This window comes from Archangium sp. (genome assembly GCF_036389735.1).
GTDB lineage: Bacteria > Myxococcota > Myxococcia > Myxococcales > Myxococcaceae > Archangium.
On record NZ_DASVWK010000250.1, the window covers coordinates 13,891 to 28,390 of the forward strand.

The 14,500-nt window shown below is 69.7% G+C and carries 10 protein-coding genes; 7 read left to right on the forward strand and 3 right to left on the reverse strand.

All coding sequences use genetic code 11. The features are described 5' to 3' along the window. Window positions 1–180 precede the first annotated feature (180 nt). Window positions 181–543 carry a TIGR02266 family protein gene (locus VF794_RS09115; protein WP_331108814.1) on the forward strand — a complete coding sequence of 121 codons (363 nt, stop codon included), beginning with the start codon at window positions 181–183 and terminating at the stop codon, window positions 541–543. A 26-nt stretch (window positions 544–569) separates the two neighbouring features. Here VF794_RS09115 and VF794_RS09120 read toward each other — a convergent pair whose 3' ends face one another. The 3 genes from VF794_RS09120 to VF794_RS09130 form a co-directional block, all read right to left on the reverse strand. Next, the gene (locus VF794_RS09120) at window positions 570–1,061 is read right to left on the reverse strand and encodes a GNAT family N-acetyltransferase (RefSeq protein WP_331108816.1); all 492 of its coding nucleotides are present in this window, start codon (window positions 1,059–1,061) and stop codon (window positions 570–572) included. 110 nt (window positions 1,062–1,171) lie between these two features. Then, window positions 1,172–2,227 (reverse strand): alpha-ketoacid dehydrogenase subunit beta, encoded by a 1,056-nt coding sequence (locus VF794_RS09125; RefSeq protein ID WP_331108818.1) that lies wholly within the window; start codon window positions 2,225–2,227, stop codon window positions 1,172–1,174. Window positions 2,228–2,230: 3 nt separating this feature from the next. Next, entirely contained in the window at window positions 2,231–3,238 is a 1,008-nt protein-coding gene (locus VF794_RS09130; RefSeq protein ID WP_331108820.1) for a thiamine pyrophosphate-dependent dehydrogenase E1 component subunit alpha, read from the reverse strand. Between the two features lie 529 nt (window positions 3,239–3,767). Here VF794_RS09130 and VF794_RS09135 point away from each other — a divergent pair. The 6 genes from VF794_RS09135 to VF794_RS09160 form a co-directional block, all read left to right on the forward strand. Next, window positions 3,768–5,378 carry a PP2C family protein-serine/threonine phosphatase gene (locus VF794_RS09135; RefSeq protein WP_331108832.1) on the forward strand — a complete coding sequence of 537 codons (1,611 nt, stop codon included), beginning with the start codon at window positions 3,768–3,770 and terminating at the stop codon, window positions 5,376–5,378. A gap of 5 nt (window positions 5,379–5,383) precedes the next feature. Then, window positions 5,384–7,912 (forward strand): tetratricopeptide repeat protein, encoded by a 2,529-nt coding sequence (locus tag VF794_RS09140; RefSeq protein WP_331108822.1) that lies wholly within the window; start codon window positions 5,384–5,386, stop codon window positions 7,910–7,912. Continuing rightward, window positions 7,909–8,817: a PhnD/SsuA/transferrin family substrate-binding protein gene (locus tag VF794_RS09145; RefSeq protein ID WP_331108824.1), complete on the forward strand. Its 909-nt coding sequence runs from the start codon at window positions 7,909–7,911 to the stop codon at window positions 8,815–8,817. The genes VF794_RS09140 and VF794_RS09145 overlap by 4 nt, the downstream gene beginning before the upstream one ends. Window positions 8,818–8,972: 155 nt before the next feature. Next, window positions 8,973–11,321, forward strand: a complete 2,349-nt coding sequence (locus tag VF794_RS09150; RefSeq protein WP_414640891.1) for a TonB-dependent receptor plug domain-containing protein — start codon at window positions 8,973–8,975, stop codon at window positions 11,319–11,321. Window positions 11,322–11,341: 20 nt separating this feature from the next. Continuing rightward, window positions 11,342–12,199, forward strand: coding sequence for a hypothetical protein (locus VF794_RS09155; protein WP_331108828.1), 858 nt, complete (start codon window positions 11,342–11,344; stop codon window positions 12,197–12,199). Continuing rightward, the coding region (locus tag VF794_RS09160; RefSeq protein WP_331108830.1) for a serine/threonine-protein kinase at window positions 12,196–14,500 on the forward strand (2,305 nt) is incomplete at its 3' end. The genes VF794_RS09155 and VF794_RS09160, both read left to right, overlap by 4 nt.

A 14,500-nucleotide genomic window follows, 5' to 3' on the forward strand; every position in this document is an offset into this window, starting at 1 on the left:
GCTGGAGTTACGAACGGGACTAATAAGACGTCCGGGGAGAAACGGGCCCCCCTTGAACAAGACCTGGGGGACAGCCGACACTTGCGGCCGTCATGAGGTCCCAATCCTGATGCGTCATCATCGCGGACGGCCTATTCAAGGGACCTCCTACCCGAAACACGCCCGAGGAAATAAGTGCGCATGACCATGAAAACGGCCGAGGCTGAAGACACATCGGCGGTGCTGCACGCCAACCGGAGGGCCCATGAGCGGGTGTCGGCGACGTTCGAGCTCCACTTCCAGGAGGCGACGGACGCCGCGCGTGCGCTGCGCGCGTACTCGCTCAACCTGTCGGCGGGAGGGCTGTGCCTGCGCACGCGCCGCTCCTACGACGTGGGCTCGCGCGTGCGCCTTCAGATGACCGTGAGCGGCCAGGACTTCGACCTCGAGGGCCTCATCTCGTGGGTGCGCGATGACGCCGAGGCGATCGGCGTGCGCTTCATCAACGTGAGCGAGGCGGACCAGATCCGCCTCCAGGCCGTCGTGGCCAGCTTCAAGCGCTGAGGCGCTCGTCGCGGCCCCGGGGAGCGCTAGCCGTGCTGGCGCTCCAACTCCGCGTAGCGCAGCACCATGCGCTCCACCTGCACGAAGCCGCAGGCCTCGTAGAAGGCGCGCAGCTCCTCCACGGCGTAGGCGCCACCCACCTCCAGGCGCTTGACGCTCAGCGCCCGGGCGCCACAGCGCTCCACCACCTGCTGCATGAGCGCCCGGCCCACGCCGCGGCGCCGCCAGGTTTCCGTCACCACCAGCTCGTCCACCGTGGCGATGCGCCCGCGCAGCCTCAGTTGCGGCCGGTGCGACAGCGACACCATGCCCACGGGCCGATCCTGCGAGTCGGCCGCCACGAAGATTTCAATCTCCGGGTGGCTGATGACCCAATGGACCGTCTGGGCATCCGAGCCATGGGGATAGCCCATCTCGCGCAACAGCGCGGCGAGGCTCTCCGCGTCGCCTCGACGAGCGCGGCGGATGCGGAAGGGGGGAGCGTCCGGAACGGGAGTTTTCGTGGGCGTTGATTGCACGGCTGCCCCAGTCTACAGGGAGCAGGCATCCACGAAAAGGCACAGGGCGGCCCCGGACTCGAATCCGGGCCGCCCCGTGTGTGCATCACACCCCTCTTGGGGAATGAGAACTACGGCTGCTCGGAGGCCAGCGCGCGGATGGCCGAGGTGATGTCCCCCTGCTGGGGCACCGAGGCCATCTCCAGCGGGTCCGCCAGGCCGATGCCCGGCACGAACTTGCCGGCGAGCAGCCGAGGGGGGGCCACCAGCTTGTAGAAGAGCTCGTCCACCGTGCGGCGCACCAGGTGCTCGCCGAAGTTCGTCACCTCGGTGTCCTCGTTGACGTACAGCACGCGGCCCGTCTTCTCGACGGAGCCCTTGATGAGCTCCCAGTCGTAGGGCCACAGGGTGCGCATGTCGATGACCTCGGCGTCCACGCCCTCGGCGGCCAGGTCGTCCGCGGCCTTCTTGCACAAGGGCAGCGTGCGGCCGTAGCTCACCACCGTCACCTGCGAGCCGGTGCGTACCACCTTGCCCTTGCCGATGGGCACCGCGTAGGCCTCGAGCTCCGGCCACTGCGGCTTCCACTGCGAGCGGTCTCCCAGCGGCGCGTCGATCATCTTCGACAGCAGCTTGTCGTTCTCCGGCTCGCCCGGAATCCGCTCCTCCCCCTTGACGCGCAGGAGCGCCTTGGGCTCCAGGTACATGACGGGGTTGATCTCCTGGCAGGCGGAGATCATCAGGCCGTACGCGTCCAGCGGGTTGGAGGGGATGACGATCTTCCAGCCCGGGATGTGCGTCGCCGTCGCGTCGAAGGAGTGCGAGTGGTAGATGGAGCCGCGGATGCCGCTGCCCACCGGGGTCTTCACCACCATGGGCAGATTCCAGTCCCCGTTGGTGGCCCAGCAGGTGTTGCCGGCGATCTTCAGCAGATCGATGGTGTTGTAGATGTAGTCGGCGAACTGGATCTCCGCGACGGGCCTGGCGCCGCCCATGGCCAGACCGATGGCCATGCCGATGATGCCGCGCTCGTCCAGGGGCGAGTTCCACGCCGTCTTGAGACCCTGCGTGGCGGTGAAGACGCCGCCCAGGGGGGCGCCCACGTCCTCGCCGAAGATGTCGGTGACGCCGAGGTGCGTCTCGGCGTAGTGGAGGGCCATGCGAACGGCCTGTGCCATGTTGGCCATGGGTTACTTCCTCTCCGCGTAGATGTTGTTCCAGATGGTCTCGGGACCCGGCAGCGGCTCCTGGATGACCTGGCGGGCCATGGCGGCCATGTCCTCGGTGTAGCGGTTGCGCAGCTCGTCCATCTCCTTGCGGGAGAGCAGGCCGTGCTTCTCCAGCCGGGCCTCGAACTGGGTCAGGCAGTCCTGCTCGTTGCCCACGAGGTTGGCGCCAGACGCCGAGGAGTGCCCGTAGAGGCGCGACACATTGGCCTCCAGCAGGAACGGCTTGCGCTCCTTGCGCACGTACTCCATCGCCTCCCGCAGCTCCTGGTAGGAGTTGATGGGGTCGTTCCCGTCGATCGTCTTGGTGCGGATGTTGAAGGCCTTGCCGCGATCCGCCACGTGGGTCTCGCCGTGCTGCGTCTCCGCCGGCGTGGAGATGCCCCACTTGTTGTTGGTGACGATGATGAGGAGGGGCAGCTCGTTGCCGGGGCGCGAGCTCCACACGAGGCACGAGGCGAAATCGCCCTCGGCCGTGCCCGCGTCACCGCCAGTGACGATGCTGATGCCCTCGCCGCCGTGGCGCTTCTGCGCCAGCGCCGTGCCCGGAGCCATCACGTACTGCACCTCGATGGGGGAGGACACCGGGGTGACGTTCCAGGCGCGCTTGGAGAAGTGGCCCGCGAAGTTGCGGCCGCCGGAGTAGGGGTCCGAGGCCGTGCTCTTCATCTGCCGCATCGCCCCGATGGGCTCCTCGCCCAGGGCCAGCATCGTGGCCGACTGGCGGTAGTGCGCGTGCAGGTAGTCGTAGGCCGGGCCCTGGCCCTTCTTCATCAGCAGGCCGAGCGGGACGTTGAAGGCCTCCTCGCCGGGGCCGCCAATCCAGAAGTAGCCGTGACCCTGCTTGTACATCTGGATGAGGCGCTCTTCGAGGACGCGCGCCTTCACCATCAGGTCGTGCATCCGGACCAGGAGCTCCCGATCGAGCGGGAGCGAGTCTTCTTCGCGGTTGAGGAGGCGGGGTTTGGACACGCGCGTCTCTCTGGGTGAGAAAGGGGAGGGAACGGGCCCCCTATACCGCAAAGGTGCCCCGAAAGCTCAAGCACCCCATGCTCTCCCTTCGTCCCGGATTCTTGCCGCGCCGCGGCGTGCCTCTCTCGTACCTCTATAAGGAGGGCGGACCGGGGGGGCGGCGGGGCTGTTGCTCGTGAGTAGGACGGCTCATGGTGGGGGAGCGGGCAGCCGAGCGCCCGCATTCATGGGTCGAACCAAGCCGTCAAGTGAATCCGCCCCCGCACATCCAGGCCGATCCCTGCACCCCCTAGGTTTCTTCGGAATTTGCGATAAAGTGGACGGAACCCCCCTTATCCGAAGCGCGGTGAGTGCCGCTCCGGGTGAACCCTTGTCGAAATCCAATCTCTCGCCCAAACCCGATCCCTCGCTCGAGCCTGAAGCGGAGGGTTATTCCCCGCAGCCCGGCCTGGGCGACGTCACGGCCACGCACACGAACGTCGCGGCCAGCTACACCGCGACCTCGCTCTCTCCGCTGCATCCGCGGCAGATGACGAGCACCATCGTCGCGCCGCTGGAGGCCGGCGAGCTGCCCGACGTGGCCGCCATCCGCGGCTGGCGGCTGGATCAGATCCTCCTGGTCACCACGGGCTCCCTGCTGGTGCTGGTGGTGGGCCTGCTGGCCTTCGTGGCCACCATGTCCAGCAAGGCCCAGTTCGAGGACACCTCCGAGCGCTTCAAGGCGCGCATCCAGGATCAGGCGCGCGAGCTGGGCCAGACGCTCAGCCACACCCTGGCCCTCACCTCGGCCACGTCGCTGCGCGACAACAACTACGCCTTCCTGGGCGAGGTGGCGCGCTCCATCATCAGCGACAACCCCAACATCCTCCGGGTGCGGATGTACGACGCCGAGGGGCTGCTGGTGGCGGACTCGGATGTCGAGGCGAAGCTGGGGGAGTCCACCGATCGCAAGCCGGAGCGGCACTGGGCGAGCGCCCTGTACCAGGGCAAGCCCATCATCGAGTACCAGGAGCCCATCGACTACGGCGCCCAGAGCGGCAAGGGCGTGGTGCTCATCAGCTACTCGCTGGATGCGCTCCAGAAGACGCTGAACGAGCTGGAGGGGACGCGCGCCGAGGCGCTGCGCCGCAACACCGTCACCATGGCGGGACTGGGCGTGGGCTTCGTGCTGCTGGCCGGCGTGCTGGTGGCCTTCCAGAGCCGCCGAATCACCCGGCCGCTGGGCGCGCTCACCGGCAAGGTGATGCAGCTGGCCGCCGGTGACCTGACCGCGCGCGCCGAGGAGGCTCGCGGCGCCGGTCGCGAGGTCGTCACCCTCGGGGCCGTGTTCAACCACATGGCCGAGCGCATCAAGGTGCTGCTGGAGGACGTGCGCACCAAGGCGCAGCTCGAGCGCGACGTGTCGCTCGCGCGCACCGTGCAGGAGACCCTGCTCCCGGGCCGCGAGGGCCTCCAGGTGGGCCCCCTGCGTGTCGCCGGGCTCGTGGTCACCGCGGATGCCTGCGGCGGCGACTGGTGGATGCGCGCCGCCCTGGACGAGCAGCGCGTGGTGGTGGGCATTGGCGACGTCACCGGCCACGGTCTGGCCACCGCCCTCGTGGCCACCAGCGCCACCAGCGGCTTCGCCGCCGCCATGACCATGCGCCCGCCCTCGGAGATCAACGCCCAGCTCCTCATCTCCTCGCTCAACATCACCCTGGCCCACGTGGGCCGCGGCGAGCACCAGATGTCCAGCGCGCTGGCCGTCATCGACGTGCAGACGGGCGTCATCGACTACGCGAGCGGTGGCCACCCCAGCCCCCTCGTCTTCAACCGCCAGACGCGCCAGGTGGCCTCTCTGCCCGCGCGCGGCCTGCTGCTGGGTGCGTCGGTGAGCTCGCAGTACACCTCGCGCCAGGCGCAGCTGCGGCCGGGGGACATCGTCGTCTGGTACACCGACGGCCTCACCGAGTCGCGTGACGCCAGCCAGAAGCAGTACGGCACCCAGCGCATGGCCGCCGCCATCCAGGCCCATGCCCATCTGTCCGCCGAGGCCCTGCGCGACGCCATCCTGGCGGATGCGCGGGCCTACAGCGCCGGCCTCCCGGCGCAAGATGACATCACCGTGGTCGTCGCCGAGTTCAGCCCCGCCTCCCCATGAGTCGCATGAGACGCTCTCCCCGTCGCCCCTCCGTCCGCCGCCTCGTCGCGGCCCTCGTCCTCGTCAACTCGCTCGCCGGCACGGCGGCTTTCGCACAGTACCGCCCACCTCCCATGACCGAGTCCCAGCGACTCGTCCGGGAGGGTGAGGATGCCCAGGTGGACGCGAGCTCCGCGGCCACCTCCGGCGACAAGAAGCGCGCCGAGGCGAAGTACCGTAAGGCCTTGGAGTCCTTCAACAAGGCGCTCGCCGCCGAGCCCACGTCCGTGCCGGCCGCCGCCGGCTACGGCGCGGTGGGCCTCGCCCTCAATGAGCATGAGCGCGTGGCCGAGAAGCTGGCGCCCGTGTACGCGGCCAACCCCGACTCGCTGGAGCTGGCCTATCCGCTGGGCATCTCGCTCTTCAAGCTGCGCCGCTACGAGGAGGCGGTGCCGGTGATGCAGCAGGTGACCGTGGTCAACAAGCCCGAGCACCTGCTCGTCCACTACTACCTGGGCAATTACTACGCCCTGATGGCCATGGACGGCGAGGGCGCGGTGGCGGAGCTCCAGGCCTACCTGGCCCAGCGCCCGGACAAGCTCGCCGCCAACGACTACCAGATCCACGAGCTGCTCGGCCGTGGCCACCTGCTGCGCCAGGACACGGCGGCGGCGCGCCTCTCCTTCGAGCGCGCCCAGGTGGGCCGCCCCGAGTCCGTCTCCATCCAGATGGGACTGAGCGCGGTGCTGGAGATGGAAGGGAAGCTGGCGGAGGCCATGGCGCTGCTCGAGGGCCTCACCGTGCGCTTCGCCAAGGTGCCCGAGCCCAAGGAGCGCCTGGGTCGGCTGCTGCTGGAGTCGGCGGACATGCCGCGCGCCGAGGTGCAGGCGCTCTCCCTGGTGAAGCTGGGCAGCACGCCGGCGGCGCACATGCTGCTGGGTGACGTGCGCCTGGCCCAGGCCCGCCCCGCCGAGGCGGAGACCGAGTACCGCAAGGCGCTGGAGCTGGCCCCTGGCTTCGTGGGCGCGCAGATCTCCGTGGGCATGGCGCTCCAGAAGCAGGGCCGCAACGAGGAGGCCATCTCCTTCCTGGAGGGCGCCGTGCAGTCGGGCGCCGACAGCCTGGAGCTCTGGTCCACGCTGGGCAGCGTCAACCGCCGCGCCGGCCGCTACGCGCGCGCCGTGGAGGTGCACCGGCGCGTGGTGGAGATGGCGCCCACGCTGGCGCTCGGCCACGTGCTGCTGGGTGCGGACCACTTCGCCACCGGCCAGTGGGACCTGACCATCGACGACTACGCCAACGCCCTCAAGCTGGAGCCGGAGCACCCCGAGGCGAAGAAGTGGCTGGCTCGTGCGCTGGCCCACCGCGCCCGCGACCGCGCCGGCGCCAACCGGGTGGACGACGCCGTGCGCGATCTGCGCCGCGCCTTCGACCTGGAGCGTTCCTCCTCCATGGCGCGCCGCCTGGGCGCGGCCCTGCTGCAGCAGGGCAACTACGCCGAGGCCCGCAAGGTGCTGGAGCAGGGCGTGCAGATGACCGAGGTCACCTGGCGCGAGCACCTGCTGCTCGGCTACGCGCGACTGGGCGCGGACGCTCCCAGGGACGCGCTCGAGTCCTTCGCGCAGGCCGAGCGGATGGCTCCGGACGTGGCCGCCGTGTCGGACGCGTCCGCGGCCTCGGCCCTGGCGGAGATGGAGCTGGGGCAGGTGGATGCCGCCCTCAAGCGGCTGGGTGAGCCCGGCACCTCCAAGCGGGCCATCGAAGTGACGCGCGCCAACCTCTCGCGCGCGCACCTGCGTCGCGCCTTCGCCCGGCTGGAGGCTGGTGATGGCTCGGGCGCCCGCCAGGACGTGGAGTCCGCGGAGCGCGCCGGCATCGGCAACCAGTCCAACCTGGGCCGCCTGGCGCAGTTCGCCAAGGCGCTCGCCCAGGCCGAGGACGGCCGCTTCGCCGACGCGAGCGCGGGCCTCAAGCGCTCGCTCAGCCCGACGCCCGAGTGGGCCCGGCCCAACACGAAGCAGCTCGCGGACGCCTTCGTCCTCTACCGTCGCGATCAGCTCGCGCAGGCGCGCCGGGCCCTGACGCTGGCCACCAAGCGCTCCATCCCCGAGCAGTCGCAGTGGACGGCCGCCTTCACCAGCGCCCTGTTCCGTCGCGAGTCCGAGCGCGCCTACTCGTCCGGCAACATGCGCGCGGCGGAGAAGGCCCTCAAGTCCGCCCTGGCGCTCGCGCCCGACAGTGCCGCGCTTCAGCACAACCTCGCCTGCGTGGTGTACCGCCAGAAGAAGCCCGCGGACGCCGTGGCCACCTGGAAGAAGCTGGAGGGCACCGTCCCCCAGGCCACGCTCAACCTCGGCATCGACGCCCAGGAGCGCCGCAACAGCATGGGCGAGGCCGTGGATGCCTACCGTCGCTACCTCGCCGTTGGCGGGCCGCGCGCCACCACCGTCCGTGAGTGGAAGGAGCGGTTGCAGATGCTCTACGGCATCTCCGAGTCCAACACCCTCCCGACCTCCAACCCCGACAGCGCCACCGCTTCGGAGACCACGCCATGACTTCCCTTCGCTCGCTCTTCCTGGGTCTCGCGCTCGTTTGCGCGGGGGCACCCACCGCCGGCGCGGCCGCCAAGAAGGCCACCCTGGGCGTCTTCCTGCCCACCACCCTCAACGACGGCCAGCAGCGCTTCCAGTACGCCGAGGCGCTCGCCGCGAAGCTGTCCACCGCCACGGGCCGGGTCACGGCGCCCAAGAGCTTCGCCCGTTACGAGGACTTCTCGAAGGCCGTCTCCGAGGGCACCATCGACTTCGCCGTCGTGGACTCCTGGGCCGCGGTGCAACTCGGCAACAAGGCCACTCCGGTGGCGCTCGCCCCGCTGTCGGGTGAGACGTCCCAGCGCTGGGCCATCGTCTCCACCTCGAAGCGCTCGGTGAAGGACCTCGCGGGAACCCGGCTCGCCATCGTCAAGGGCGCGGGCGCGGCGGACCCCAAGTTCGTCACCAACGTGGTGCTGGCCGGTGACCTGGACGCCAAGAAGCACTTCAAGCTCACCCCCGTGCCCAACGTGGAGTCCGCCCTGAAGATGCTGGAGGCCAAGGGCGCCGAGGCCGCGCTGGTGCCGCTGGCGCACGTGCCGCAGGGCGTCAAGGTGCTCTTCAGCAGTGGCAAGGTGCCGGGCGCCGTCCTCGTGGGCATGCGCGGGGACTCGGACGACCTGAAGGAGAACCTCCAGAAGCTCGAGGCGGTGGCTCCCTTCGGTGCCTTCGTCGCCGTGCAGGGCAAGGAGCTGGACGACTTCGGCCGGCTGCTCCAGCGCGGCCCGCCTGCTCGCCAGCCCGTGCTGGTGGAGGCGCCCGCACTCCGTGTGGACACGAAGGCCCTCATGGAGCCCTCGGCGCTGCAGCCCGTCCTGCCCTCCTTCGCCGACGCCCTGGACGTGTCGGCGGAGCAGCCGGACGAGTGACGTAGGTGGTGACGGGGGGGGGGCGACTTTTCCCTCGTCGAGAAGATAGACTGGCTACAATCCAACAACCTGGGCGCTCGGAGATGGCCGTCGCGAAGACGGTGAGGGGAGCGCCCAGGAAGGTTTTTCCTTCCAATCGCGGGACGTAGAGAACGATGCACTCGACTCGAATCGCTTGGCTGCGTGGCATGGCGGCACTGGCCCTTCCTCGGCGCGGTGCCGTTCGCGGACGCCCGATCTTCCCCGCTGTCGTGGGGCTGATGTGCGGCCTCGTCGCCAGCACTGGGGCTGCACAGACGAAGTCCTCCCCGTCGTCGGCGACCAACGCCAGCGCGGTGAGCAAACCTTCCTCCCAGACCTCGGCTCCGGCCTCCAAGGCGAAGCCGGCGGACGCGCCCAAGGCGCGCACTCCGGGGAGCCTGCCGCTGCCGACCCCGGCCGCTTCCAACGTGCCCCAGCGCGCGCCCTTCACGGGTCCTTCTTCCTCGCGCCCGCTGCCTCCTCCCTCGGCCCTGGCCGGGGTGGACATCCCGGATCCGCTCGCCGGCTCCGAGTCCTCCTCCCTGGAGGAGTCCGTCCAGCAGCTGCTGAGCGAGGCCGTGGTCACCACCGCGTCCAAACGCAACCAGCGCATCGTGGACGTGCCGATGACGGTGTCCTGGATTCCCGCCGAGGAACTCGAGGGGACCGGCCAGTTCACCCTGTGCGAGGCCATCCAGTACTTCCCCGGCCTGGAGTGCCGCCGGGGCGCCATGCGCAAGGCGGCGGTGAGCTCGCGCGGCCTGGGCTCCAACTACCTCTCCAACCGGCTCCTGCTGCTCAAGGATGGCCGCCCGCTGACGGACCCGTGGACGGGTCAGTTCTACGCGGACGAGACCACGCCGCTGAGCAACCTCAAGCAGGTGGAAGTCATCCGCGGCCCCGGCTCCTCGCTGTACGGCTCCAACGCCTTCAGCGGCGTCATCAACATCATCGAGCGCCAGCCGTCGGATCTGATGAAGGACGGGCGTAACTGGGGCGTGGACGCGCGCCTGCTGGCCGGTCAGAACAAGACCTGGCGCGCCCAGGCCACCGCGGCGGGTCGAGGCGGTCCGGTGGAGGCGCTGGTCAACTACTACGGCCTCGGCTCCGACGGCCCCCAGCTCTTCAACGACGTGAAGACGGGCCGGGTGGACACCAACGAGGACTCGATGGTGCACCAGGTGAGCGGCAAGGTGCGCGTGAAGGGCGTGTCGCTGGACGCCGACTTCACCGACGCGGAGATTGGCCGCCCGGGTGGCCAGCAGATCTCCACCGTGGGCAACTGCGGTCGCTGCCACTACACGGCCAACGACGTGGAGCGCGTGCAGAACCTCAACGCGAGCGCGCAGGTGGACCAGCAGGTGACGGACAACCTGCGGGTGTTCGCCCAGGGCTATGCCCTCTACAAGCGCCGCGTGGTCGAGACGGAGAACATGATCACCCAGGAGCTCCAGCCGGCGCTCGGCAAGCGCCGCCGCCTGGGTGCCGAGGCCCGCGCGCTGCTCTCGCTCGGGGATCTGTCCGTCACCTTCGGTGGTGACTTCAAGAACGACCTGGTCAACAACCAGAACGTCCTGCCCGGCCTGACCTCGGACGACACCCACCAGGACATCTTCGGTGGCTTCGTGGACGCGGAGTACCGGCCCTCCAGCAAGCTGGTGCTCGGCGCGGGTGCCCGCTACGACAAGTACATGATGCCGGAGAAGGTCTGGAGCATGCGCTCGGACCAGCTCTCCCCGCGCGCCAGCGTGGTGTTCCACGCGCTGCCCACGCTGTCGCTGCGCGCCAACTACGGCCGCGCCTTCCGCGCGCCCACCCTGGCGGAGCTGGCCATCAACCAGCAGATGTACGCGGCCACGCTGCTCGGCAGCCCGGACCTGCGCGCCGAGACGCTGGACACGGTCGAGGCCTCGGTGGACTTCTGGCCCTTCGACCGCAAGGTGCGCATGACGGCGACGGGCTTCTACAACTACGCGAAGAACTTCATCAATCAGGAGTTCCTCTTCGGCTCCACGTCGCAGTTCAAGAACATCGGGGATGCCCAGGTGCGCGGCTTCGAGCTGGAGGCGGCGGCGCAGGTGGCCGCCATCAACTCCTCGTTCGACGTGGCCTACCAGTTCCTGGATGCGCGCGCGCTGGCCTTCGGGACCCGTCCGGAGGGGCCGCTGGACTACGCGCCCTCCCACCGCATCTACGCGCGTGGCCGGACGAACTTCGGCAAGCTCGCCTTCGCCGAGCTCTACGCCCTCTACGTGGGCAACCGCTTCGACCCGGGCTCCATCATGAACGCGGAGACGGGTGCGCTCCAGCGCGTGCAGCTGCCCGGCTACGTCACCGCCACCGCGCGCGTGGGCGCCAACATCACCGAGGGCGTGTCCGTCTCGCTGCTCGGCAGCAACCTCTTCAACGCGAACTACGAGGAGTCCCACGGATTCCCCGCTCCCCCGCTGAGCGTCTTCAGCGAAATCAAGATCCAGTACTGAGCTGTTACCGAGCAGTCACCTTGAGAGCCGCTCATCATCAGGGGGCCGTCACCGGCCTCCACCTCATCGCGGATCCTTCCCTGGCTCCCGCCGTGCTTCAGCAGGCCGCGCCCACGCTGGCACGGAGCGGCCTGCCGTTGGTGGCGGGGCTGGGGAGCCCGCGAGCACCGGCGCGTGAGCTCGTGCTCTTCGATGGTCGCCTGGGTCCATCCCATGTGGCCCTGCTGGAGAAGGCTCCGCCGGCCCTGTTGCTGGCCACGCGCGAGCCGACGGGCATCCCGTCCCCCTCGGAGGTGAGGGTGCTGGCCTCGCTCCTGCGGGGAGAGTCGCTGCTGCCGCCGGGTGCGCCGGTGGTGAAGCTGTGGCTGGAGCGGGTGGTGGACCTCAAGGTGGCCTCGTCCGAGGCCGCCGCGCTGGTGGAGGCCTCCAAGGGCCACCGGAACGCGGCGACCCTCGCGGCCGATGTGATGCACGAACTGGCGGCCAACGCGCTGCTGGACGCGCCGGCGGATGCGAACGGCACGCCGTACTACGCTCACCGGCGCGAGTCGGTGCAGGCCGTGGCTCCGGAGCACATCTGCCAGGTGGCGATGGCGATGGGGGAGGGCGGCATCTACCTGGAGGCGGTGGATCTGTTCGGGCGACTGGGCCCGGGACCCATCGCACGGGCGTTGGCCTCGTGGGGCTCGCGCGTGCAGGTGAATTCATCCGGAGGTGGGGCGGGGCTCGGGATACGGCGCATCCTGGAGCACTGTGATGTGATCGCCGTCCGCGTGGTGCCCGGGAAGGAGACCCGGATGCTGGGCGTGGTCGGTCTCGGAGAAGTGCGTCGCCGCAGCGCGCTTCCCAAGTCGTTGTTGTACTTCAAGTCGGAATGAGGAGCGGGCCGGTGGAGACGCAGGCTTCCAATGCCACTATCAGCCGCGTGCGCGTGGGTACCATCAACCACGTGCGTATCGCGGGCATCATCGACGAGACGTTCCCGCTGACGTCGTCCTCTCCGGACCTCAGCGGGCTGCTCGTCGTCGACCTGGGCCAGGTGGAGCGCATCAGCTCCTTCGGCGTGCGGCGATGGATCGAGTTCGCCAGCAAGCTGCCCCCCGGGGGCATCTCGCTCTACGTGGTCAACGCGCCGCCGGTGATGGTGGACCAGCTCAACATGGTGGAGGGCTTCTCCGGCGTGGCGCGGGTGCTGTCGGTGCTGGCGCCCTACACGTGCCGCGCCTGTGGCGAGGACCGGCTGCGCCTGGTGGACCTCCAGGCCGAGGCCCCCGTCATCGCCGAGGGCCGCGCGCCCGAGCACTCCTGCCCGGTGTGCGCCGGCAAGCTGGAGTTCGCGGATCTGCCCAGCGAGTTCTTCGATCACGCCAGCCGCCAGCAGTTCGGCACGGTGGATCCGGTGGTGATGCGCTACCTGCGCGTCAGCACGCCGAGCGCGCCCGCCGCGCTCACCACGCACCTGAAGATCGTCCAGGACGACATCACCTACATCTCCCTGGCCAGCGAGCTGAAGGGGGACCTGAACGTGCGCCGGCTGGCCTCGGGCCTGGAAGGGCGCATCGCCTTCGACTTCTCCCACGTCACCAAGGTGGAGCCGGAGGCCATTCCCAAGCTGGAGCAGGTGCTGGCCACGGCGGCGCAGGGGGCCAAGGAGGTCGTGCTGTGCCGCGTGCCTCCGGCGGTGCTCAACGCCCTGGCGCGCTTCACCCGGCCGTTGACGGCGAAGGTCGGCACGCTGTGGCTGCCGTGCGAGTGCCGCAACTGCGGCCATGAGCACCAGCAGCGCTCCCTGGCGTCCGAGTACCTCGCCAAGCTGCGCGCCAACGCCAGCCCCGAGCGCGAGTGCCCCATCTGCGGCGGCGCCGCGCGCCTGCCCTCCATCCCCCAGCTGCTGCCGCTGCTCAGCCGCTCGACGCTGGTGGACCGGCCGATGGACGACATCGAGGCGCTCGAGCCGCGCGCCCTCAGTCAGTACCTCTTCGGATCCACCAACGTGGATCCGACCGCCAACAAGGGCACCTCCTCGGACATCAGCAACTCCATTGGCGCCCCCAAGCTGCAGATCATCCGCCGGTTGGGCCAGGGCGGCATGGCGGAGGTGTTCCTCGCCAAGCAGGTGGGCGTGAAGGGGTTCGAGAAGTTCGTGGTGATGAAGAAGATTCTCCCGCAGTTCGCGGAGAACGCCGAGTTCGTCGACATGCTCTTCGCCGAGGCTCGCGCCAACGCGCGCCTCACGCACCCCAACGTGGTGCAGACGTTCGACGTCGGTATGTCCGATGGCGTGGCGTACATCCTCATGGAGTACATCCGCGGCCCGGACCTCAAGAAGCTGATGAACGAGCTGCGGCGCAAGGGCATGGCCCTGCCGCTGGAGCACGCGCTGCGCATCGTCGCCGAGACGGCCGCGGGTCTGCACTACGCGCACGCCTACGTGGACCCGGCCGGCGTGCCGCACCCGGTGGTGCACCGCGACGTGAGCCCCCACAACGTCCTCATCTCGCTGGACGGCGCCATCAAGCTGAGCGACTTCGGCATCGCCAAGGTGCAGGGTGAGGAGAACACCCAGGCGGGCGTGCTCAAGGGGAAGATCTCCTATATCTCCCCGGAGGCGGCGGCGGGCCGGCCCCTGGACGCACGCAACGACGTGTTCGCCCTGGGCGTGGTGCTCTTCGAGCTGCTCACCGGCACGCTGCCCTTCAAGCGAGACCACGACGCGGCCACGCTCAACGCCATCGTGCGTGAGCCGGCGCCCGTGCCCTCGCAGCTCAAGCCGACCATCCCCCAGGACGTGTCGGACCTCATCCTGCGCGCCCTGGTGAAGGATCCGGCGCGCCGCACGCCGTCCGCCGCGGCCCTGCGCGAGGAGATTGAAGCGGTGATGGCGCACCACCGGCTCAACTCGTCGCCGGCGGCGGTGGCCCAGTTCTTCAAGGTGACGCTGGGCGAGCGGCTCGCGGAGTTCGGCCCCGTCACCAGCAGCGGCCCGCACACCGGCTCGTACCCGAGCGTGGCTCCGAGCGGTGGTACGGGCAGCGGCGCTCGCCCGTCGGCCCCAGGAGGAACGGGGGACGTGGTGGCGCCCGGGGACTCGTCCGTGCGCTCGGGGACGGGCTCGCGGCCCGCCGCGGCGAACGGCACCGGACAGTATGGCGCCGTGCCTCCGCCGCCTCCTTCGGCGG